Annotated in this window: 20 protein-coding genes; 6 read left to right on the forward strand and 14 right to left on the reverse strand. The window is 45.4% G+C overall.

Translation table 11 applies throughout. The features are described from left to right. Positions 1-215 precede the first annotated feature (215 nt). The 10 genes from ED312_RS12090 to ED312_RS12135 form a co-directional block, all read right to left on the reverse strand. Positions 216-899 (reverse strand): hypothetical protein, encoded by a 684-nt coding sequence (locus ED312_RS12090; protein WP_123216280.1) that lies wholly within the window; start codon positions 897-899, stop codon positions 216-218. Between the two features lie 96 nt (positions 900-995). Next, positions 996-2,636 carry an ArnT family glycosyltransferase gene (locus ED312_RS12095; RefSeq protein WP_123216281.1) on the reverse strand — a complete coding sequence of 547 codons (1,641 nt, stop codon included), beginning with the start codon at positions 2,634-2,636 and terminating at the stop codon, positions 996-998. Further along, positions 2,629-3,252, reverse strand: coding sequence for a lipid-A-disaccharide synthase N-terminal domain-containing protein (locus ED312_RS12100; protein ID WP_123216282.1), 624 nt, complete (start codon positions 3,250-3,252; stop codon positions 2,629-2,631). The genes ED312_RS12095 and ED312_RS12100 overlap by 8 nt, the downstream gene beginning before the upstream one ends. After that, positions 3,253-3,966 (reverse strand): glycosyltransferase, encoded by a 714-nt coding sequence (locus tag ED312_RS12105; RefSeq protein ID WP_123216283.1) that lies wholly within the window; start codon positions 3,964-3,966, stop codon positions 3,253-3,255. It abuts the gene before it with no gap. A gap of 144 nt (positions 3,967-4,110) precedes the next feature. Continuing rightward, positions 4,111-5,187, reverse strand: a complete 1,077-nt coding sequence (meaB, locus tag ED312_RS12110; protein WP_123216284.1) for a methylmalonyl Co-A mutase-associated GTPase MeaB — start codon at positions 5,185-5,187, stop codon at positions 4,111-4,113. Between the two features lie 100 nt (positions 5,188-5,287). Beyond that, positions 5,288-6,244: an aldose epimerase family protein gene (locus ED312_RS12115; RefSeq protein WP_123216285.1), complete on the reverse strand. Its 957-nt coding sequence runs from the start codon at positions 6,242-6,244 to the stop codon at positions 5,288-5,290. A gap of 140 nt (positions 6,245-6,384) precedes the next feature. After that, entirely contained in the window at positions 6,385-7,824 is a 1,440-nt protein-coding gene (locus ED312_RS12120; RefSeq protein WP_170164504.1) for a TolC family protein, read from the reverse strand. 1 nt (position 7,825) lies between these two features. Continuing rightward, on the reverse strand, positions 7,826-10,981 hold the full coding sequence (locus ED312_RS12125) for an efflux RND transporter permease subunit (RefSeq protein WP_123216287.1): 3,156 nt from the start codon (positions 10,979-10,981) through the stop codon (positions 7,826-7,828). A 147-nt stretch (positions 10,982-11,128) separates the two neighbouring features. After that, positions 11,129-12,316 carry an efflux RND transporter periplasmic adaptor subunit gene (locus ED312_RS12130; RefSeq protein ID WP_123216288.1) on the reverse strand — a complete coding sequence of 396 codons (1,188 nt, stop codon included), beginning with the start codon at positions 12,314-12,316 and terminating at the stop codon, positions 11,129-11,131. A gap of 207 nt (positions 12,317-12,523) precedes the next feature. Further along, the gene (locus tag ED312_RS12135; protein ID WP_123216289.1) at positions 12,524-13,120 is read right to left on the reverse strand and encodes a TetR/AcrR family transcriptional regulator; all 597 of its coding nucleotides are present in this window, start codon (positions 13,118-13,120) and stop codon (positions 12,524-12,526) included. Positions 13,121-13,423: 303 nt separating this feature from the next. Between ED312_RS12135 and ED312_RS12140 the strand changes: the two genes are divergently transcribed. The 3 genes from ED312_RS12140 to ED312_RS12150 are packed head-to-tail and all read left to right on the forward strand — an operon-like array spanning position 13,424 to position 15,916. Next, positions 13,424-13,963: an RNA polymerase sigma factor gene (locus ED312_RS12140; protein WP_123216290.1), complete on the forward strand. Its 540-nt coding sequence runs from the start codon at positions 13,424-13,426 to the stop codon at positions 13,961-13,963. Positions 13,964-14,019: 56 nt separating this feature from the next. Next, positions 14,020-14,625: a hypothetical protein gene (locus tag ED312_RS12145; RefSeq protein ID WP_240643092.1), complete on the forward strand. Its 606-nt coding sequence runs from the start codon at positions 14,020-14,022 to the stop codon at positions 14,623-14,625. Further along, positions 14,597-15,916: a hypothetical protein gene (locus ED312_RS12150; protein ID WP_123216291.1), complete on the forward strand. Its 1,320-nt coding sequence runs from the start codon at positions 14,597-14,599 to the stop codon at positions 15,914-15,916. Before ED312_RS12145 ends, ED312_RS12150 begins: the two co-directional genes overlap by 29 nt. 10 nt (positions 15,917-15,926) lie before the next feature. Here the strand turns inward: ED312_RS12150 and ED312_RS12155 are convergent, their stop codons facing one another. The 3 genes from ED312_RS12155 to ED312_RS12165 form a co-directional block, all read right to left on the reverse strand. Further along, complete coding sequence (locus ED312_RS12155; RefSeq protein ID WP_123216292.1) at positions 15,927-16,715, reverse strand: patatin-like phospholipase family protein; 789 nt, start codon at positions 16,713-16,715, stop codon at positions 15,927-15,929. Between the two features lie 19 nt (positions 16,716-16,734). Beyond that, positions 16,735-18,216, reverse strand: coding sequence for a S10 family peptidase (locus tag ED312_RS12160; protein ID WP_123216347.1), 1,482 nt, complete (start codon positions 18,214-18,216; stop codon positions 16,735-16,737). A gap of 232 nt (positions 18,217-18,448) precedes the next feature. Next, positions 18,449-19,240, reverse strand: a complete 792-nt coding sequence (locus ED312_RS12165) for a TIGR02757 family protein (RefSeq protein ID WP_240643093.1) — start codon at positions 19,238-19,240, stop codon at positions 18,449-18,451. Between the two features lie 104 nt (positions 19,241-19,344). Here ED312_RS12165 and ED312_RS12170 point away from each other — a divergent pair, with 104 nt between their 5' ends. After that, positions 19,345-19,734, forward strand: coding sequence for an acyl-CoA thioesterase (locus ED312_RS12170; RefSeq protein WP_123216294.1), 390 nt, complete (start codon positions 19,345-19,347; stop codon positions 19,732-19,734). Positions 19,735-19,910: 176 nt separating this feature from the next. Continuing rightward, a complete protein-coding gene (locus ED312_RS24250) occupies positions 19,911-20,108 on the forward strand; it encodes a hypothetical protein (protein WP_123216295.1) in 198 nt (65 codons plus the stop codon). A gap of 306 nt (positions 20,109-20,414) precedes the next feature. Here ED312_RS24250 and ED312_RS12180 read toward each other — a convergent pair whose 3' ends face one another. Continuing rightward, complete coding sequence (locus ED312_RS12180) at positions 20,415-21,356, reverse strand: LysR substrate-binding domain-containing protein (protein WP_123216296.1); 942 nt, start codon at positions 21,354-21,356, stop codon at positions 20,415-20,417. A gap of 184 nt (positions 21,357-21,540) precedes the next feature. Here ED312_RS12180 and ED312_RS12185 point away from each other — a divergent pair, with 184 nt between their 5' ends. Continuing rightward, positions 21,541-22,020 (forward strand): Dps family protein, encoded by a 480-nt coding sequence (locus tag ED312_RS12185; protein WP_123216297.1) that lies wholly within the window; start codon positions 21,541-21,543, stop codon positions 22,018-22,020. Positions 22,021-22,025: the final 5 nt, after the last annotated feature.

Raw genomic sequence — 22,025 nt, forward strand, 5'->3', positions numbered from 1 at the left:
GGAATGGGTTTGGCGTATACCCAATCCCTTAAATGGTACTATTCAGGCTTACCCGGGCATAAATAATCCCGTAGTTTCCTCCATCATCCTGATGAATACCGGTAGTGCTTCCGGATTATCCTCGCAAGTGTTAGCCCGGTCGAAGGAGGCCTTTGGGAAAAATCCGAATGAGATTAAAGTCTTAAAAACACCTTTACTTTCAAAAGTTCTAAACATTATTCATGTGCATTACTACTTTCCCGAAAAATATGACGGTTAAAAGGATTGAGAAAGATAAGGAAGAAAATGATCCCGAAAGCCAGTTCATAAACCTCCCATTTTCTGTCGGCGGGAATAAGGCTTACCAGAATGGTACAAACGATAAAAGCTATCGTGTGCCTCCATTCCACTATCGGTACGGCAAAGGTATCCGCCAGGTTTTTTATCCATCGGACCTTTTTGTACAGTAACGGAACAATGACCAGGTACAGGACCATGACGATCATTAGGAGCTGGCTGAATATTAATTTGTTTACTTTAGTGTCACCTACGACCAGGTTGTGAAGGTTAGTCTCCCCCTGGGCATTGTTCTCCAGGAAGAATTCTCCGGATTCCATTCCGAAGATTCTTTGTCCCCAGGATATTTCTTCACCGGCAGCAAAGAAGAACAGAACGGCGAAAATCAGGGTGCCTGCCTTCCACAGGGGTTTCTTGAAATTCCACAGCTTGAAAAGATGATAGACACACAGTATGCTTATGGCGAGGAGCATCAGGGCGGTTTCGTTTTCCACAAGCCCGTCTTCCTGTGCATAATGTTCATTAAAAAGAGCAGCATCGGTAAAACCGAAATAAAGGCTGTTCACGAAGGTAATGATAAGGAACATGTATCCGAAAACTTCTATTCTGCTTAAATTTTTCATTGTAGTTGTCTGTTTGTTTTCCGCAATGCCGGACCGGACCCGGGTATACCGAAAATTTCAGTGAATGTCCCGGAGGGCAAGTCACATTCGTTTTTGTTATTTTTTGGTTACGATATAATATTGGCTTACCAGCCTTTGCTTATAGTCCTTTTCCTTTTTCCCCGCAGTGTAGTTTATGTCAAAGACATCTTGCAGGCGGAGATTAAAATCCGTTGCAAAGATACGTTTAAATTCCGTTTCACTTACGGGGGGGACCAAAACGCCGAAGCTGTTTTCCGCGGGGATTTTTATCCGGGAACGGGCATCTATCCTGGGGGCTATGGTTCCGTATTCCCAAATCGCTTCGGGAGCTATTTCCCCGAAGGAATAAACGGAGATACCTTCTTTTTGTGCTTTCTCTGCCAGGTGATTAATATTATGGAATCCTGTATTGTCATTACTGAAGGTATTTTCCAGGGGGAATCCGAAAAGAATGATTCCCAGTATAAAAGCAATAGTGAGTAAAAATACGTTTCTGATGTTTTTTCGGAACAGGTTCCTTAACATGAAGATGCCTGTGGCGCACAAAAATACCGAGACCAGCAGAAAAGATACCCGGAGTCCCTGTAATTCTTTTCCGAAAAAAATATACCCGGCTATTGGGAAAGCAATCCCTATAAGAGCTATTAAACCGAAGTTGAAATATACCGGAATAGTTTCCTTTCTATTTTTTAGAGTTGCAAATTCACGGACCAGGTACTCTATGTAGAAGGCAGTGTTCATCGCTAATGGTAATAGTACCGGAAGCAGGTAACGCGATTTTTTCTCGGGAATCACGGAAAGCAGTACTACGGAGCCCACGGTCCATAAAAAAGCAAATAAATAAGCTTTCTTATCACTTACCCTGTTCTTGAGGTAGGGATACAGCAGTCCGGTAAATGCCGGGATAGTCCATATGCCGCTTTGTGTAAAGAAACTCCAGTAATAATAGAAAGGTCTTATGTTATAGCTGCCCCAGTTGGTTGCTTCCTCCGAAGCAATGGCGACAAAGGCTTCCGGATCGGCCAGTCGTACATATACAAACCACCAGAGGCCGGACAGGCTCATAATTATAATAAAGAAGATAAGTGGCAGCACCTTTCTGCGAAAACCGGAAAATTTGTAGACGATACCATACGCTATGATAAAAGGCAGGAAGAGTGTATATAGGGAAACGGGACCTTTGCTCAGAAAAGAAGCGCCGGCAAAGATTCCTGCAAGGAATGCATTTCTCCACAAATGTTCTCCCCGGAACATGGCGTAAAGAAAGTAAATGGAAGCGATCATAAAAGCGTGGGTAAATATATCCCACTGCCCGTTCCGTCCCGAAAAGATCACGTAAAACGATGTGGCCAGGATAAGGCCGGTATAGAGGCTCAGTCGGTTGTTCCGATGTATCTTCAGGTTGAACCTGTACATCATATACACCATAAATGTGGCAGCAAGTGCTGCAGGAAGCCGGAGGGCAAACAGGTTTTCCATACCGAAAGCAGCGGCCGAGAATGCCGTTAACCAAGTGGGTAAAGGCGGTTTTTCGTAGCGTGGCAGGCCGTTGAGGGTGGTAAGTAACCAGTTGTTCTCCGAAAGCATTTCCCTGGCCGTGATAAAATTACGGGCTTCCATAATATTTACATAAAGCTCGTCCAGGTTACAGAAAAAGATAATAAGGCATACCAGCAAAAGTGTAATTGCCGGATATCTTTCCAGTATTTTAACCATGTTGTTTGTTTAATATCATCAGGTTTCTAACATAAATGACACTTCCGAACAGGTGGCCTATCATCAGTACCGGGTCCTTTCTCAAAACGGCATAAGCCAGAATGAGTACCGCCCCGGTTAGGCTGAGAACCCAGAACCCTGTCGGCAGAACGGATTCCTTTTTTCTTTCCGAATATATCCATTGATAGATAAAGCGAAAAGTGAAAATAACCTGCGCTATACTCCCCATCATTAATAACCATAAAGGGATGTTTTCATTCTGAAACAGGTTTTGAATATCTAGTTTATTGTTGTTGTAGTAATAAAGCACTATTATAAACGGAAAGAGCAATAAAAAAGTACGGAAGATCCAGGGGAATTTCGCCCATGCTCCCTGCATCTGCATGTTGCGGATGTATATAAAATACGTGAGTGCCTGTCCCAGCATAATGGCAAAATCATGGCGGAGATAACCGTAGATGAACAGGAGAAACGATGCCAGCAGGCTGAGTTGCCAGAACAGGCGCGGAGTAAGCACCGTTTTGTTTTTTTCGGAAAGGATCCACTGCAGCAGCAATCTGCTGGAAAACAAAATTTGTGCAAGAAATCCGATGGCGTAAACGATCCAGTTTTGCATTTATCCTTTCTTGGCTATGGTATAGTTGATATACTTTCTCTTCATCCAGAGGTATGCAAAACAGTCCATCAGGGGGCCGATCAGCCTGTTCCATAATCCGAACTTGGCTTCTCCGGCAGTCCTCGGGAAATGGCGGACGGGAATCTGGACGATCTTTCCGTTTTGCAACAGTATCATAGCCGGCAGAAAACGGTGAAGGCCTTTGAACATGGGAATCCGTTTTGCATATTCTGTTTTGATGACCTTCAGCGGACATCCGGTATCATCCATGCCGTCATGGGTAAAAGTCCTTCTTATTTTATTGGCAATCAACGAAGACATGTTTTTTACAAAAGAATCTTTACGGTTGGCCCTTACACCTGTCACCAGGTCGTATTCCCCGATGTGCTCAAGGAGCAGGTTAAAATCTTCCGGGGATGTTTGCAGGTCAGAGTCCATATAGCCGAGAAGCGGGGTGTCTACATGATCGAAGCCCGCTTTTATGGCGGCGCTCAGCCCCCTGTTTTCTGCAAATTGCAAAAAATGAAAGGCTTCATTGCGTTGACAGATGACCTCGATAAGTTCCTGGCTACGGTCTCCGGAACCGTCATTTATCAGAAGTACTTTTGTTGCTGTTTTTGTATTGGAAATATACCCGGTAAGCTCTTTTTCTAGACGTTCGAGATTATCTTCTTCGTTATAGATAGGAACAATAATGGTAAATTGGTAGTTCATTCTCCGTTTAATAATCGCAGAAACCCGGTCCGGGTTTATTCTGGCCGCTTTTAACACGCAAAGATGTAAAAAAAATATGTGATTTCCTTCGGAAATGTTGAGGTGAGAGGTGAAAATGGGTTAAAATCTATGGAAAACAGTATTTTATCTGTCCCATAACTCCAGCAGTTTCCGGGCGGCGGCAAATGGTGTGGTCTCGTTTTTTTCAAGAGCCAGGAGCTCCTTGTCGAGTTGTCTTTTTATGTTTTCATCCTGGTAAAAGCGCATTTTAAGCCTGTCTTCAATGGTTTGAACCAACCAGTATTTATTCTGTTCCATTCGTTTGTGCCGGAAGTAACCGCTTTCCCTGGTTTCGGAGATGTAGCTTTCCACGAGTTCCCATATTTCCGTGATTCCCCGGTTTTCGAGGGCGGAAGCAGTGAGGACTTTCGGGGTCCATCCGTTTTCTTTGGGTGGGTAGAGGTGAAGTGCCCGGGCAAATTCACCCCTGGCTTTATCTGCGGCTTTTTTATTGTCCCCGTCGGCTTTATTGATGACAATGGCATCTGCCATTTCCATAATCCCCCGTTTAATACCTTGTAGCTCGTCACCCGCACCCGCCAGTTTCAGCAACAGGAAAAAATCCACCATACTGTGTACGGCGGTTTCTCCCTGGCCCACCCCAACGGTTTCCACAATAATGGTATCAAAACCACAGGCTTCGCAGAGCAGTATGGTTTCCCTGGTTTTTCTCGCCACACCTCCGGGAGAATTACCGGAAGGGGAGGGACGTATAAAAGCATTTTTGTCTTTTACCAGTTCTTCCATACGTGTTTTGTCACCCAGGATACTGCCGCGGCTTATGGTACTGCTGGGATCTACCACCAGTACGGCAACTTTTTTCCCGACGGAGGTCAGGTGTTTTCCGAAAGTTTCTATGAAAGTGCTTTTCCCGGCCCCGGGAACTCCTGTAATGCCTATCCGGACGGAACGGTTGGCATGAGGAAGGCACTTTTCAATAACGGACTGTGCATTTTCGGCATGTGCGGGATTTGTACTTTCTACCAGGGTTATGGCCTGGCTAAGTGCCACCACATCTCCGGAAATGATCTTTTCGGCGAGTTTTTCGGGAGATATCTGTACTCTTTTAAATCTTTGAAGATCGGGTGCGACCGACTTTCCGGAGAGATTTTCTCCGGCAGCGCTTTGTTCTTTTGCTGTTGGTTTTCGTTTTTCGCTCAAAGATCCGGGAGTTTCTTTTTGTAAAAATACAATTTCTTTCAGTGCATTCCGCAGGGATATTTCCCGCTTCTCAATGTTGTGTTTTCTCGAGGGGAAAAGACTACCTCACATTGAATTGCAATACCGTTTCGTTCCTGTAAGTTTCTCCTGGTTCCAATACTGCCGAAGGAAAATCCGGCTTGTTCGGCGCATCCGGAAAGGTCTGGGCCTCGAAGCAGATCGAAGAAAAATTTCCGTATCGGGTACCGTTCAGGAACTCCGTTGTTCCGAGATCTTCCGGAGTGAAGACCACTGTTGCCCTTTGATTCGTACTTACCTTCATCTCAATTCCCGTTTCCGGGGAGTATAAGGTGGCCGCGGGGTCTTGTCCTTTCAATACAAAAACATCGTCTATCCCCGAAAATCCCGGTTTCGCTCCAATCACTTCAGGAGACAGAAAATCGTATGAGGTTCCCTTTACCGGCAAAAAGTCTCCCGTAGGCAGGAGCTTATCGTCCAGTTCAACAAAGACCTCGCTGTTTAGTTCTAATTCGTGGTTGAGAATGGAGTTTCTTCCTTCGAGATTAAAATACGCATGGTTGGTAAGATTAATGACCGTCGTTTTGTCTGTTGTGGCCTCATAGGTTATTTTAAGGCTGTTGCCGGTCAACCGGTAAGTAACGCTTACCTTTAGGGTGCCGGGATAACCTTCTTCGAGATCCGGACTGGTAACCGCATAGGTTACAAACGGGCTTTCCCCTTCTGTTTCCGCTTTTTCCAGCTTCCAGTTTTTCTTGTTCAGTCCGTTTCTGCCCCCGTGAAGGTGCACGCCGTTTTCCTGGTGTAGTTTGTAATCTGTACCGTTCAGGGAAAAGCCTCCCTGGCTTATCCTCCCGGCATAACGGCCTATGGAGGCCCCTATGTAAAATGGATTGTTCTTATAATCCTCTTCTGTCTCGAAACCGAGAACCACGTTGATGTCATTTCCGTTTTTGTCCTTGACAATCAGTTGTTGTATCGTAGCGCCATAATTAAAGGTAACCAGGCTAATATGGGAATTCTTTATGGTATGTTTCACCGAAAATATCTTTTAAGGGTCCGGATTTCCCGCGGGAAATCAGAAATGTTTTTTTATGGAAGGCTAAAATACGAAAACCCCGCATGCGCAGGGTTTTCGTGTTGTAAATAAAACGAATGTATATAGTGGAATGATAAAAATTACTTCAGGGTCTCCGGAAACAGCCCTAGAGCCTGGATCAGCGAAACACGTCCGCTGAGCTCCTGGCCGAAGAGCTGTACGCTCAGGCGTTCTGCTTCCAGAACCTGCCGTTCGGCATCTACGACATCGATATAATTCACCAGTCCTTTTCGATATCGCTCACCTGTAAGGTTTGCGGCATCCCTGGCGGCAATGACAAATTGTTGCTGTGCCAGTAGCTGCTGATGGACCCATTGCAGCTGGGCATATGCATTTTCTACCTGGCGATAGGATTCGAGGGTGAGTTTGTTATAATTTTCCCGGGCTTCCTGTAATTCACTTCGTCTCAGCTTTATCTCGGAACGTTTTCTTCCTCCTTCAAAAATAGGAAGGGAAGCGGATATCCCTGCAATCCAGGATCTGCCGTTAGTTTCTATGAGAGTGCCGGCATCCCCGGAGAGGTAACCATATGAGCCGTTCAGATAAAATGATGGCAGGAGTTCTTTCCACTGTTTGCTTACCCTTTTATCCGAAGATTGCAGTAACAACCGGGCCGCTTTTAAGTCCGGCCTGGAAAGGGCAAGGGAATCTTTCTCCATAAATGCTACGGAAGGCGGAAGATATCTGACCTTGCTATGGGGAACCTGGAAAGTACTTGCATCCTCACCGGTCAATGTGGCGAGGATCAACTCTATTTCCGCCCGGAGCTGCCTGTTGTTCTTTAATTGCACCTGTACGGACGAAAGTTCCGTTTTTGCCCTGAGCACGTCGATTTCGCTGACAAGGCCGGCTTCATACCGGGTTGAGGTGATTTCGAGATTGTCTTTCCGGGTTGTTTCCGTATGCTTCAGAAGATCGCTTTCCGCATCGAGTTGTAACAGCAGGAAGTAGTTCCGGGATACTTCAGCGATAACGGCGAGCAGGGTATTTTTGCGTTCCTCCTCACTTGCCCTGGACATGAGAGTACTGGCTTCCACGTTGTTGATATTCTTACCGAAAACATCCACTTCATAGGACAGGGTCACCGGTAGTTCATATGTGTTGAGCGTAGCCCTGTCCAGTTGTCCGCCAAACGGGTTCGGACGGTTCGGGGAAAACTCTTGCCTTACAAAAGACGGTTCCAGACGGATAGCGGGGAACATTGCGGCCAACGCTATTTTTTTGTTTGCCCTGGCCTGTTCTACTCTTGCCCCGGCAATCCTGAGGTCTATATTGTTAGCTAGTGCTTTTTGTACCAGGCTGTCCAGTTCAGTGTATCCGAATGCTTTCCACCAGGGGGCGCTATCCGTTACGGGGTCGGCATTTTTGGTAATGGTGTCGTTTCCTATATATAATACTATGTTTTCCTGTGGTGGTTCCTGCCATTTCCAGCCCGTAAGGCTATCCTGTGCCTGTAAGGGAAGGATAGTCCATCCGGCGAGGATGACATAAGCAAATTTCAAAAAATGGATCGTTTTCATATTATGCATTTACATCAATAGTTTTAGTTTTTTTAATTCCCATTTTTCTACATAGAACATAGAATACGGGAGTAAAGAGAAGCCCGAAAAAGGTAACTCCCAGCATACCGCTGAATACGGCCGTACCGAGCGACCTTCTCATTTCGGAGCCTGCACCGGATGCCAAAACCAATGGTACTACCCCCAGTATAAAGGCAAATGCGGTCATCAGAATGGGACGAAGGCGGAGTCTGGCCGCTTCTCTGGCTGCTTCTTCTAGGGCATAACCGCGGTCTTCCAGTTGTTTGGCAAACTCTACGATGAGAATGGCATTTTTACTGGCTAACCCCACCAGGACTACCAGTCCTATCTGGGTAAGGATGTTATTGTCCATACCTGCGATCCCCACACCCAGCATGGCGGAAAGGAGACACATGGGGACGATAAGAATAACGGCAAGCGGCAATACCCAGCTTTCGTACTGTGCGGCAAGCAGGAGAAAAACGAAAAGTACGGCAAGGGCAAAAGCAATACCTGCGGTATTACCTGACTGTTTCTGCTGATAAGCTATTTCCGTCCATTCGTAATCGATACCTTCCGGAAGGGTTTCGTCGGCGAGTTTTTCCAGGGCCTCAATGGCTTCCCCCGAACTGTATCCTGACGCGGTGTTACCAGTCAGGGCAAGGGCAGGGTAGAGGTTGTACCTGGGAACTCTTGCGGGGCCCGAAAAGTTTTCCAGTTCACCGATGGCCCCGAGTGGTATCATCTTGTTCTCTTTGTTCCGCACCCGGATACGGGTCAGGTCTTCCGGGCCATAACGGTAATCCCCGTCTGCCTGGGCGGTTACGCGGAATGTTTTCCCCAGAAGGTTAAAATCATTCACAAAAGCGGAGCCCAGATAAACTTCAATGGCACTGGATATTTCCTGGATGGGAATACCCAGTTTCTGCGCCCGTTCTTTGTCAATGTCAAAGAACAATTGGGGGGAACTTGTATTAAAAAAAGTAAATACATCGGTAAGAGCAGGATCCTGATTGGCTGCTGCCATTAGCGCATACCCGGCCTGGAGCAGTTGTTCGTTGCCCAGTCCGCCCCTGTCCTGGAGCATGAGTTTAAATCCCCCGGCATTTCCGATTCCGCTTACGGGAGGAGGAGGGATAACGACGATGAATGCATCTTCAAAAACTCCCAGGGCCTGGTTGAGTTTGGCCTGAATATCTTCATATGCGATTCCCTTGGATTTCCGGGTGTCAAAATCTTCCAGCACGGGGAATATAGCCCCGGCATTGGAAGCATTGGTAAAGGTTGCGGCATCAAAGCCCGTAAATGCGACAGCATCTTTTATCCCGTCGATTTTCATAATACTGTCAATGGCCTTTTTCACCACATTGTCCGTCCTTTCCAGGGAGGACCCGGGAGGTAACTGGATCACAGCTATAAAGTAACCCTGGTCCTGGGCCGGTATAAACCCGGAGGGAACGCGGTAAAAGGCAAAGACAGTCAGCAGGATAAGTACTGCATATATGGCGAGGGCCCATGCGCGGATGCCAATAAATTTCTGGACTATTTTTCCGTAGCGGTCAGAAACCCAGTCCATCATACGGTTGAACTGAGCAAAGAATGCGGATATAATACCCATTTTGACGGTTGCATGCTGCTCTTCTGCAGGTTTATGTTTTTTCATAACCAGGGCCGCTATGGCCGGGCTGAGACTCAGGGATACGAATACGGAGATCATTGTGGCCACGGCAACCGTTACCCCGAACTGGCTGTAAAACTGTCCGCTGATACCTTCGAGGAATATGGTAGGCAGGAAAACCGCTACAAGGACCAGCCCCATGGATACCAACGCACCACCGACTTCGTTCATGGTCTTTTTAGCTGCTTTCCGGACACTCAGACCTTCTTCCAGGTTACGTTCCATGTTTTCCACGACGACAATAGCGTCGTCTACCACAATACCTATGGCCAGAACCAGTCCGAACAGGGTAAGATAGTTAAGGGAATACCCGAGGGCCTGCATAACCGCAAATGTACCTATGAGTGAAACAGGAATCGCGAGAATAGGAATAATGGCTGCCCGCCATGTCTGGAGGAATAATATAATAACCAGCACAACAAGGAATACGGCTTCGTAGATGGTATGTTCCACTTCATCTACGGATTGCTGTATAAATTCCGTAGGGTTATAGGCAATACGGTATTCGATCCCCTGCGGAAAATCTTTGGCGGCCTCTGTCATGGTTGCCTTTATGGCTTCTGCGGTTTCCAGGGCATTGGTTCCGGGCCTTTGCGAGATGGGCAGGGCCACGGCGGGGTACTGACTGAGGTATCCCTTGGTACTGTATGTGGCGGCGCCAAGTTCTACTCTTCCTATATCTTTGATACGGACCAGTTCACCTTCATCCCCGTTCCTTACGATAATATTCTCGAATTCTTCGATAGAATTGAGCCTGCCCTGGGTCTGAACATTTACCTCAAAGGCATTCTGGTTGGTCAGGGGTTGCTGGTTTAATGTCCCCCCGGCAATCTGGATGTTCTGTGATCTCAGGGCGGTGAGTATTTCATTGGGCGTCATATCCAGTGTGGCGATACGGTCAGGGTTGAGCCATATTCGCATGGAATACTGGTCACCACCAAACATCTGCACCGAACCTACTCCGTCAATACGGGAAAGACGGTCTGTAATCTGGAAATTGGCAAAATTGGCCAGGTAGGTTTGGTCGTATGTATTGTCCGGTGATATCAGGTGGATAACCATCATGAGGTCCGGAGAGCTCTTTTCTGTGGTTACTCCGAGCCTTCGCACTTCCTCCGGGAGACGGGGTTCCGCAGTGGCAACCCGGTTCTGTACAAGTACCTGGGCATTGTCCACATCTACTCCCTGCTTAAAGGAGACGGTGATCTGCAGGGCACCGTCATTGGAAGCCTGTGACGACATGTATATCATTCCTTCCACCCCGTTGATCTCCTGCTCCAGGGGAGTGGCTACGGTTTTGGAAATGGTCTCCGCGCTGGCCCCGGGATACACTGCCCGGACCACAACAGTGGGAGGAGCTACATCCGGATACTGCGATATCGGCAGGGAAAAATAGGCCAGGGCCCCGACGATCATGAGCAGGATGGAGATCACGATCGAAAGAATCGGCCTTTTGATAAAAGTATGACTGAATTTCATTGGTTTACTACTTTTTGTTGTGGAAAGTTTCCCGGTGGAATAGCCTTCCGTTTTTAGTGATAAATAGTTTGAAAACAGGAAAATAAGATCCTTCTCCCGGCCATTGTATGCCGGGAGTAAGGAAACAAAATATTATGTCAGGAATTATTAGCGCAGGGCTACGGAAACAGTGTCACGTGTGGTCACCGCGAAAGTTCCTTCCTTGGGGGCTACCTTCATTCCCGGCCGTACTTTAAGCAGGTTGCCTGTTATAATGCGGTCTTCTTCCGTAAGTCCGCCTACGACAATCCTGTACTTCTCGCCATATAGCTTACCTATTCTTACGGGTTTTACCTGGACGGTACTGTCCGCACCGATGGTATAGACGATTTTCTGTGATTGGTTACTGCTTATGGCGGCCTCCGGAATGAGAATGGCATCGGTCTTTGTTTCTTCGAGCAATCTCAGACGTCCAAACATCCCCGACTCCAGCTGCATATCCGGATTTTCAAATACGGCCCTGCCCCGGATGGTCCCGGTATTCCTCCGGATTTCATTATCGACAAAATCCATATATCCTTCACGCGAATACTCTCCCTCTCCGGATAATTTCACAACCACGGGTTTTTTTATGGATGAAGTGTTACCATCCGAACCGGGGGAAGTGTGAAATTTCAGGAAATCGTTTTCATTCCCTTCGAAATAAAAATGGATTGGATTAACAGCGAGAATAGTGGTCAGGAGTGTGGCACTGGAAGCTCCGCCGGTTATGTAATTTCCGGAATTGACAAAATCTTCACTTATTTTTCCGCTTATGGGTGCCTTGATTTCCGTATAACTGAGGTCGAGACGGGCCTGTGCTAGTCGGGCATTGGCAGCCATAAGGCGTGCTTCGGCAGATTTGGCAATTTGCTTCCGCTGTTCTACTTCTTCGGCAGATACGGCGCGGGAATCCTGTACGGAAGCAATACGGTCATAATCGCTTTGCATACGGCGGAGATCAGCTTCGGCCTGTAGTTTTTCAGCTTCGGCCTGTTTCAGGGCTACATAATAAGGCCGCTGATCAATGATAAAGAGGGTCTGCCCTTTTTCGACCATATCACCGTCCCTGAAGTTGACGGATTGAATATATCCGTTTACCCTGGAGCGTATTTCCACGCGCTCCGAAGCCTCAAAACGGCCTATATATTCACTCCAGTCCGTGATTTTATGAACAGCGGGATGAACGTAAGGCGCAGGAAGAGCCTGTGGCCCCTGTTCCGCAGCATTACCATCACTACAGGAAACAAAAACCGAAGTAACCAGCAGGAATGCCAACAGGGGAAGTACTGTAGTTTGATATTTGTAATTTTTCATAGCGTTTACTTTTTTTGGGAGGACAAAGCGCGGGCCGTGTGCTCCGATCTGATTTAATTTAAGTTTGAGAATGAATGTGGTTGACTGTGGACGACATATTAATGAATATGATATCCTGGTGGAGAAATAGAATGTTTCATAAGTTCAGGGTTTAATGTTGGTATTTTTTGAAATTGACCGGTCGTCTATATAAAGTTCAAAAAAAGATTACTTTAATATGAGCGTCTTTAAAAAGAACAGGAAGTTATCGAGGGGGCCGGCACTTTGGGTTTCTTTCATCGATATCAGCATGCCTTTATAGGCATCTTCGATAAATGCAACAATGTTATCCGGGTCCACAGTATGATCTATTTCCTCGTCCATCTGCGCTTCAATGACCACATCCACAAGCTGCCGCCTTATTTTTTCTTCGTGGTTAACAATGGTTACACGTATTTTTTCACTGTGCTCGGACATTTCATTGCCTATGTTGGCTCCCATACAGCCCCACGTACAATTCAACTGGTCTTTCATGATATTCACCCGTTTTTCGTAGTAATTGTACAACCGTTGCGAAGGGGAGACAGACCGATCTTCCAATACTTCTGCAGTGGCCGCTCGCTTCAAGGCAAAATATCTGTCCAGAGCCTTAACAGTAAAATCTTCTTTAGAGTCAAAATAAAAATAGAATGAACCTTTGGGAACATCAGCTACCTTTACGATGTCATTGACACTGGTGCCGTTATAACCTTTACACCAAAGCAGTTCCAACCCCTTATCCAGGAGGAAATCTGTCTTTTCCTGATGTTTGATTGTCTTTGACACCGTTTACTCTTAATTTCAGATGCAAAAATATGACCGGTCGTCTATAAAAACCAAATGTCAAATGTTAAAATTTTGATAAGAAAAAGCCGGGAATATTTTTTCAGTATCTAAAAATAGTATTAATTTACTGTTTTACAGTGTTTTGCGGTTTTTGGTAGTGATTTTTATATCTTTTTTTTCAGGACAAAAGTATAAAATTGTCAAAAATCTGCAACACACTGTATTCCGGCTCGTCTATAAAGGTGAAAGCTACGGCGATCCGAGAGTATATCAAAACTATAAAACCAGAACAAACCGGCCGGAATGTTTCAGACAGAACTTATTGAAAAGTGTAGAAATAACGACCGCAGGGCGCAATTAAAACTGTACCGGCAGTATTGCAGTGCCATGTTTTGTGTGGCCAAGCGTTACCTGGCCAGCAGGGAAGATGCAGAAGATGCCGTGCAGGAATCTTTTATAAAAGTTTTTAAAAATTTACATCAATACAGGGAGGAAGTGGCTTTCGGGGCGTGGCTGAAACGCATTGTTATTAACCACTGTCTGGACAGAGTAAAGAAAGAAAAGGAAAAATTGCTGGCTTTAGAGGAGAAATATCTCAATGCCGTGGTGGAAGAAAACGGAAGCTGGCAGGTAGAAGACAGCGTAACCCCCAAAATGGTTGTACGTGCCATTGAGCAACTGCCGGAAAGTAGCAGATATGTGGTTATGCTCTTTTTACTCGAAGGGTACGATCATGAGGAGATAGCGCAGATCATGGGAATTACGGAAGTAAATTCCAGAACATTGCTCTTCCGGGGTAAACAAAAACTCCGGGAAATACTTAGGGAGTATAAGGTGGTATGATAGTTTTATGGCGGGGGAATAATCTGTATTGAGAATAAAGTAAAAAGGACGGTCAAATGAAAGACATCAGGGAATTACTGGAAAAGGGATATAAGGAACGGGAGAAGATGCCGGAAGATCATGAAGAACGTTTTCTGGCCAGGTTAGAGCGTGAATTGCCGGAAAGGAAAGTAAGACGGGTACATTTCGGATTGGGCAAGGTTTGGAAAATCGCCGCTTCTTTTTTAATCGTGGGAGGCATTACCGCTGTTCTTTTTTTCGGGATAAAACAAAAGGGTGCTGTTGCAGAGGGTACCCCGGTAGTTACGGATAAACAGAATCCGGTAAATGATGCCAACAGGTTATCGCTCGGAGACCTTTCTCCCGACCTGAAAAAAGTAGAGGAATATTATGTGACTGCTATTAACTGGGAATTATCCCAGGTGGAAATTGACGATGCGAACAAGCAGCTTTTTGATGAATATATGGCCAGGCTTGGCGAACTTAATGAGGAATATCAGACATTAAACCGGGAACTGAACGATATAGGGCCCAACGAGCAGACGGTTGTTGCTCTGATAGACAATTTGAAAATGCGGCTGCAATTGCTGTACCGCCTGAAAGACAAATTACAGGAATTAAAGAACAAAAACAATGAAGAAATATCCGATTTACAGGTTTAGCGCATTGCTGCTGGGGTTTTTTGCCCTGCAGGTACAAGCGCAGAAAGAGTCTAAAACTTTCCGGGAAAACTTTCCGGTAAACAAGGACGTAACGGTTGAAGTAAATACCAGCCATTCCGATGTACAATTTGAGACGTGGGAGAAAAATACGGTTGAGGTCGTCGCGACCATAGATGTGGAAGGACTCAACAGGGAAGAAGCAGAGAAATATTTTAAAAGCTGGGACTTTCGGGCTACCGGAGATAAAAACAAAATACAGGTGTCAACAAAACCCGGTAATGTATTTGTACTGTCTGCTTTCCCCGAGATCCCTGAAATGCCGGAACCCATAGAATTACCCATTCCCCCCGTACCTCCGGTTCCGCCCAAAATGCCGGATATGTCAGGTCTTACTTTTGATTATGAAGCATACCGGAAAGAAGGCGATGCCTATTTGGAGGAATGGAAAAAGAAAATGAAGAATATTTTCGACGAAGATTTCAGGGAAAATATGGAGGAATGGAAAAGAGAAATGGAAGAGCGTTCCGAAGAAATGCGATTAAACGCTAAGGAAATGCAATTAAATGCCGAAGAAATAAAGGCACATGTCAAGGAGACCCAGAAGAACATGAAAATATTCTATTTTTCAGACGACGGAAGCAAGGGAGAAATGAAGATGCAGAACGGGCAATCCGGTAAACAACATATAAAGATCCGGAAAAGTATTCTTATCCGGATACCGAAAGAAGCGAAACTGAAAATGAACGTACGTCACGGGGAGGTTAAACTGGCAGAGAATTCCGAGAACATAAAGGCTACCCTTTCTCATGCGAGCCTGCTTGCCAATAAGGTAAAAGGTGAGGATACGTCTATAGAAACTTCATATGCTCCCGTTCTGGTCCACAACTGGAACGGGGGAACCCTGAAGGTAAATTATGTAAAGAAAGTAGCCCTGGAAAACGTTACAAGCATGAATCTTATATCCAAGGCGTCCGACGTAACGGTAAATAACCTACTGTATACCGGGCATATACAGGGAACGTTAGGAAATTTACAGATCAATAAAATAGGAAAAGATTTCCGGAACCTGGACCTTATGCTGGATAATGCTACTGCCGTAATTACATTGCCCCAAGCCGGTTTCCGGATTTCCGTGAACAGTGAAAATTCTGATATAAAAATACCCGCAGGCCTGAAGGTCTCGACTTCCGGAAATACGGACAATAAGGTAATCAGGGGCAATACCAGGGAAGGTGATTCCGACGGGCAGATCACCGTTCATGCCAAATACAGTAATGTCAGGTTTAATTAACGCCCGGACACTATTCCGGGGGAAGCACTTCCAGTAGTTTGGTATACTCATATCCTATAAGGAACATTTTCTCTGCTTTCGAAGCATCCAGTATAGGATAGTTATACAGTTCCGGCGGTTCTATATAAATATCACATTCTTCTTTTTTCCGGAAAGACGTGGATTCTACACTCAGGTGAAATGTCCTTGTGGCAATATCTATCAGGTTATTCAGCTTATCCGCTTTATGAGGCGGGGTGATATTTATGGCTATGATAGTATCGCATTTACCCTTCAGGGGGGCGATGGGGATGTTGTCAAAAATACCGCCGTCTACATATTTTTTGCCATTTATTTTGACCGGTGAAAACAATATGGGAATAGATGAGGAAGCCTGTACTATTTTTCCCAGGTCACCTTTGTCAAAATATTCTATAATGCCATCATTAAGGTTGGATGCTGCTGCATAGAAAGGGATGGGAAGGTCTTCTATATTTTTGGCCGGGATATAGCGGGCAATAGTATGCCGGAGCTTATCAAAATTAAGAAGCCCGTCCCTGGGGAATTGTATACTGGTAAAGTTTCCCAGTCTGTTCTCCTTCATAATGTCAAAAACTTCTTCGGGAGAAAAACCACCTGCGATAAAAGCGCCCACAATGGCCCCTGCACTTACTCCGGATATCATGTCCGGTTTAATGCCAATTTCCTCCAAAGCTTTGAGAACACCGAGATGTGCAAATCCCCGGGCACCACCTCCACCGAGTGCTATGCCGTAACGGTAGGGAGCGGATTTTTTCCTGGAGAACAAGGACTTCAGCATAAACGGGTATGATTTGGCATTAGTACCTGGCCGGTACGTTCTTTCCCGGCAGGGAGTTCTGTATGAATTCGCGGATATGGTCATTAGCGGTTTTGAGGTCTTCCTTACGCAGGTACATCATGTGTCCGCTGTGGTAGGCCTCAAAACGCATGCGGTCGGCAAATTTTCCTGCAGGGTCCATTTGCCACATGGTATACTTGGCATTGAAATACGTACATGCCCCGTCAAAATACCCGGATTGCACCATGACTTTCAGGTAAGGATTTTGCGCCATTGCCTGCCTCAAGTCATCTCCGGTATTGTCATTCGACCTGTCCCATGGGTGGACCGGTCCGAACATATTGTACTTGACATCAGTTTTGAAATTAAGGTGCTCCCTCACGTAATAGTTTATAGCGGGGGTAAAGGAGTGCAGCCAGGAGGTAAGTTCTGCATTGTAATCGGGGGAATCTCCCGCATCTTCACGGTCTATGCCGAGATAACGGGAATCCAGCCGGCCTATGGTATAGCCTTTATCCCGGAGAAGCTCTTTCCAGAAAAAGCCATAAGATACGTTGAGATTGTGCTGTAACAATACCTTTTCGGATAAGCCGGAATACCTGGCCATTTTTGAGGCGGCAGATTTTTTCTGTGCGTCATCCAGATGTCCTCCCTGTGCCAGTGCGGGGAGAAGTTCTTTGATCGTATAATGTTCTACCTCCGGCAGTATTTCTTCGAGTTTTTTCTGTTGCAGGTCGGGGGGCAGCATCTTGTGAAACCATGCGGCTGCGGCAAAATATGGCAGGCGATTGGCTGTTTCCACAGGACCGTCCCTCTTGATGCCCAGTTCGGTCGGGGACACCAGGATAACGCCGTTTAGGTACATCCACTGCTGGTTTTGCAGGGCAAGGGCAAGTCCGGAAACGCGGGTTGTGCCATAGCTTTCACCAATCAGGTACTTCGGCGATTGCCAGCGGTTTGACCGGGAGACAAAAGTATTCAGCCATTCCGCGAGATATTTGATATCGGCATTCACCCCGAAGAAATCGGATTTTTTCACTTCTTTGTCTTCGGTCCCGATGAGCCGGGAATAGCCGGTGTTTACAGGATTTACATATATGATATCTGCAACGTCGAGGATAGAATACGGATTTTCCTTAATGCCGTAAGGTTGTACCGGGTATCCTTCGTCATCGATGTTCAGCAGGCGGGGACCGGTATATGCAATATGCATCCACACGGAAGCTGATCCCGGTCCCCCGTTAAAGGAAATGACCAGGGGTCTGGAGGCCCTGTCCTTTATTCCGTTTCTCTCGTAATAAGTATAATATAAAGTAGCCGTAGGGTTGCCGCCTTCGTCCCAAACCGGTTGAGTGCCTGTAGTGGCAGTATAGGAAAAGCGGTTGCCGTTGACTGTTACCTCATGGGTGGTAGTAACCGTAGTATCGGCCGGAATAGTGCGTTTTTGAGCGAATAAAAGGGAACAGAAGAACAGCAATAAAAGGAAGGGGGTATTTCTCATTTTCATAAAGTGATTTTTAACGGGTTACTGAGCTATTTGGGCTGCACCTAAATTACTATAAATTATCAAGAAACAATACCCGGAACTTTGCAAATTTGCCCTGAACCGTTTAAGCCGGTACTCCATTAACCCGGGCGACGATTTTTAAAAGTCAGGGCAATCCCCTACGTGCGGGGATCACCGGAGCGGATAGTTTTAATCCTTTTGAAGACCGGTACATTCAAGGACAGGCCTAGAATTTTTCAAAGGCCCCGAGACCAAACAGTGCAAAATCGTATTTTACCGGATCGGAGGGGTCCAGTTCTCTAAGGTTGCCGTCCAGTTCTGTCAGTGCCCTGGCATCATTTTGTTTTCTTTTCAGTAACCCCAGCTTCCTTGCCACATTGCCCGAATGCACATCCAGGGGGCAGGAAAGCTGGGAAGGGGATAGTTGTTTCCAGATACCGAAATCCACGCCGGTATTATCATTTCTTACCATCCACCTGAGGAACATATTAATGCGTTTGGCGGAAGAACCTTTTAAAGGATCGGAAACATGTTTCTCTGTTCTGGGTAAATGCGGGATCTCAAAAAATGATTTTTTAAAATGATGAATGGCATGCTGCAGTCCTCCTTCTCCGGCGTATTTGGCAAAAACGGTTTCCGGTCCCCCGTGTCTGCCATATATATGTCTCAGGGACTGCACAAAGCACTTCAGGTCCGTTCCGTTAAAAGTGCGGTGCACAAACGTATTCAGCTTTTCCAGGTCATCCGCTTTGTGCGACATTACAAAATCGTAAGGAGCATCTCCCATAAGGGCCATCATCTTGCGGGCATTGTTAATAATGCTTTTACGGTTTCCCCAGGCAATGGTGGCAGCAAGAAATCCGGCTATTTCTATATCTTCCTTACGTGTAAAGGCATGAGGGACCTGTATAGGGTCCGTATCAATAAAATCGGGTTTATTGTATTCTGCCGCTTTGGCATCGAGAAATTCCTTTAATTCGGAGGACGATAGCGGAGTTGTGTTATTCTTCAGTTCCAATATTTCCTGTTTCTGGTTTGTGACCCCGGAAAACATCCGGTGGTTCTGTTAGGTTATCTCGTGCAAAATAAATAATTTTAGAGGATAATCATAATGCGACAACTATGAGATTTCACACCCGTAAATGGGTAAAACCCGAAGACCTGAACCCGAATGGAACCCTTTTCGGGGGGCGCCTCTTGCAGTGGATAGACGAAGAAGCTGCATTATATGCCATTATTCAACTGGAAAATAAAAAGGTAGTCACCAAATTCATGTCCGATATCAATTTTATCGACTCGGCCAGGGAGGGCGATATTGTAGAAATAGGTATTGATGTGGTTAACTTCGGTAAAAGCTCCTTGGCCCTCCGGTGTGAGGTGAGAAATAAAATGACCAGGGCAACCATTATTTCCATAGAAAGGATAGTTATGGTAAATCTCGGCGATGACGGTAAACCCAAACCACATGGGAAGACCAAGATAGAATATGTGAAAGACCGCCTGGAAAAGTAACGGTTTTATATGTTATGGAAATCCGGGTAGAAATATGTATGCATGATTTTGCAAATCAGTTAATTAGTAAATATTTAACGATTGCCTGAAATAATCGGTATGGAAAAATCGTTATATTTGATATAATTATTACCCGGCCCGGTGCCGGGTCACTAACCCTAAAAACGTTCATAATTATGGCAAGAGCTATGTATGAGTATACCCAAGTCGTACTCCAGAAAGTGAGCTTTGATTCCGTTCTCTTTTGTAAAGAGGTAGAAAAAGCGGTTCACCGATTATTACCATATGAACTGGAAGAATTAAAAATCTGGCTTGATCAGTTTATATCCGGAAAACCTGAACTATCACAATGTCTAATTTATCTCAGGTCATAAAAATCTGAATCCCGCAAAAGCGGGATTTTTTGTTTTAAAAGGGTAGTATTATTATTCAGGACCGGTACAAAAGTTCCGGGGCCAGGCAGGAATCCTGCGGGAATTCTTTGGTTTGTTGTTAATAGCCTTCGAGCTGGTTGGGAAGGAGCGATTATTTATAACCCGGAACCGGAAATATTCACTACTATCCGAAAGATAACACCTATAGAAATACGGAAAAGCGGATTTTTTCAGATAGGAACTGTTGTTACTTTGAAACAACATAACTACCAACTAAAAAACTTCATAGCTACCTCTCACTTTTCATTATTTTTTACCTAAAGGGCTAATGATCTGTACATTCTGAAAAGCAATGGCACCGCGTATGACACCGGCGATCACTTCTTTCAGGGCCTCGATAATATGTAGTTTGAGCTCGCTTTTGTGATAAATGAGGCTAACTTCCCTTGCCGGGCTGGGATCGTTGAAAAAATGAAGGTGTTTTTTTTCTTTTTCATTGAGCCCGAGGGTATGAAGGTAAGGTAGTAATGTCATTCCCATCCCTTCATCGGCCAGTCTTATCATGGTTTCAAAACTTCCGCTTTCCAGTTGAAAACGATCGTCTTTAAAATCTTTTTCGGCATGGCACAGGTTGATAACCCCGTCACGGAAGCAGTGTCCGTCCTCGAGAAGCAGGACATCTTCTATCTTCAGATCGGCCGTATCGATTTTCATATTGGAGTGCAGGCGGTGATCCTCGGGGATATAAGCCACAAAAGGCTCATAGTACAATACCCGCTCTTTGATATTGATGTTTTCCAGTGGTGTAGCGGCTATAGCGGCATCCAGGTGCCCGTCCGTAATTTTTTGAATGAGGGTTGCCGTATTCTGTTCCTCTATTTTTATATTGACTTTGGGGTATTTATTGATGAAATTTTTGAGGAACATGGGGAGCAGGGTTGGCATAACCGTCGGAATAATACCCAGCTTAAATTCCCCGCCGATATATCCTTTCTCCTGGTGAACAATATCTTTGATCCGCCCGGACTCACTGACAATATTCCTGGCCTGGGCAACGATTTTTTTCCCGACCTCCGTAAGCTGGATGGGCTTTTTGCTACGGTCAAAAATCAGGATGTCCAGTTCGTCTTCCAGCTTTTGTATCTGCATGCTCAGGGTGGGCTGGGTAACAAAGCTCTTTTCGGCGGCAAGCGTAAAATTCTGGTACTCGGCCACAGCCAGTACATATTGCAATTGTGTTATGGTCATTGTCGTATATTATGCTCTGTAAAAGAAGAGGAACCTGTTGTTTTCTGAGCTTTTCTCTCCCTGTTTTTTACATAGTTTTATTCGATAAAAATATAAAAACTATTGATAAATGTTATACATCTTCCCTCTGAAATAATCCGTAAATTTGTTGTAAATTGATAAGGAACTTAAAAATCATACTATTATGGAACTAAACAGTTTAGGATTAGATGTTAAAAAAACCGGAAATCTGGTAAAAGATCTCAATAATCTACTGGCTAATTTTCAACTGTACTATCAGAACCTGAGAGGGATTCATTGGAATATACGCGGAAAGCGCTTTTTTGACCTTCACCCCAAGTTCGAGGAATTATACAATGACAGTCAGGAAAAAATAGACCTAATAGCGGAAAGGGTACTCACCCTGGGAGGTACACCTTTACATACTTTTGAGGATTACATCAAAGCCGGAAAAGTACCGGTTGGTAAGAATATTCATCAGGACGTAGCTGCCGTGACGCTTGTAGTGGATTCATTAACGGAATTGCTGAAAATAGAGCGGGTCATCCTGGATGAATCTGACGATGCCGGCGATGAAGGTACCAACGCCATGATGAGTGATTTCATTACCGAACAGGAAAAAACCGTCTGGATGATGAAAGCATGGCTGGACGAAAAGATATAATTTGT

The sequence above is a fragment of the Sinomicrobium pectinilyticum genome (assembly GCF_003725735.1).
Taxonomy (GTDB): domain Bacteria; phylum Bacteroidota; class Bacteroidia; order Flavobacteriales; family Flavobacteriaceae; genus Sinomicrobium; species Sinomicrobium pectinilyticum.

Coding starts and splice junctions, on each gene's coding strand:
- ED312_RS12090 (WP_123216280.1), bottom strand. CDS start 899: ATGAAAAATTTAAGCAGAATAGAAGTTTTCGGATACATGTTCCTTATC.
- ED312_RS12095 (WP_123216281.1), bottom strand. CDS start 2,636: ATGGTTAAAATACTGGAAAGATATCCGGCAATTACACTTTTGCTGGTA.
- ED312_RS12130 (WP_123216288.1), bottom strand. CDS start 12,316: ATGAAAAATTACAAATATCAAACTACAGTACTTCCCCTGTTGGCATTC.
- ED312_RS12160 (WP_123216347.1), bottom strand. CDS start 18,216: ATGAGAAATACCCCCTTCCTTTTATTGCTGTTCTTCTGTTCCCTTTTA.
- ED312_RS12155 (WP_123216292.1), bottom strand. CDS start 16,715: ATGCTGAAGTCCTTGTTCTCCAGGAAAAAATCCGCTCCCTACCGTTAC.
- ED312_RS12140 (WP_123216290.1), top strand. CDS start 13,424: ATGTTTCAGACAGAACTTATTGAAAAGTGTAGAAATAACGACCGCAGG.
- ED312_RS12125 (WP_123216287.1), bottom strand. CDS start 10,981: ATGAAATTCAGTCATACTTTTATCAAAAGGCCGATTCTTTCGATCGTG.
- ED312_RS12185 (WP_123216297.1), top strand. CDS start 21,541: ATGGAACTAAACAGTTTAGGATTAGATGTTAAAAAAACCGGAAATCTG.
- ED312_RS12145 (WP_240643092.1), top strand. CDS start 14,020: ATGAAAGACATCAGGGAATTACTGGAAAAGGGATATAAGGAACGGGAG.
- ED312_RS12180 (WP_123216296.1), bottom strand. CDS start 21,356: ATGACCATAACACAATTGCAATATGTACTGGCTGTGGCCGAGTACCAG.
- ED312_RS12105 (WP_123216283.1), bottom strand. CDS start 3,966: ATGAACTACCAATTTACCATTATTGTTCCTATCTATAACGAAGAAGAT.
- ED312_RS12150 (WP_123216291.1), top strand. CDS start 14,597: ATGAAGAAATATCCGATTTACAGGTTTAGCGCATTGCTGCTGGGGTTT.
- ED312_RS12120 (WP_170164504.1), bottom strand. CDS start 7,824: ATGAAAACGATCCATTTTTTGAAATTTGCTTATGTCATCCTCGCCGGA.
- ED312_RS12170 (WP_123216294.1), top strand. CDS start 19,345: ATGAGATTTCACACCCGTAAATGGGTAAAACCCGAAGACCTGAACCCG.
- ED312_RS12100 (WP_123216282.1), bottom strand. CDS start 3,252: ATGCAAAACTGGATCGTTTACGCCATCGGATTTCTTGCACAAATTTTG.
- ED312_RS24250 (WP_123216295.1), top strand. CDS start 19,911: ATGGCAAGAGCTATGTATGAGTATACCCAAGTCGTACTCCAGAAAGTG.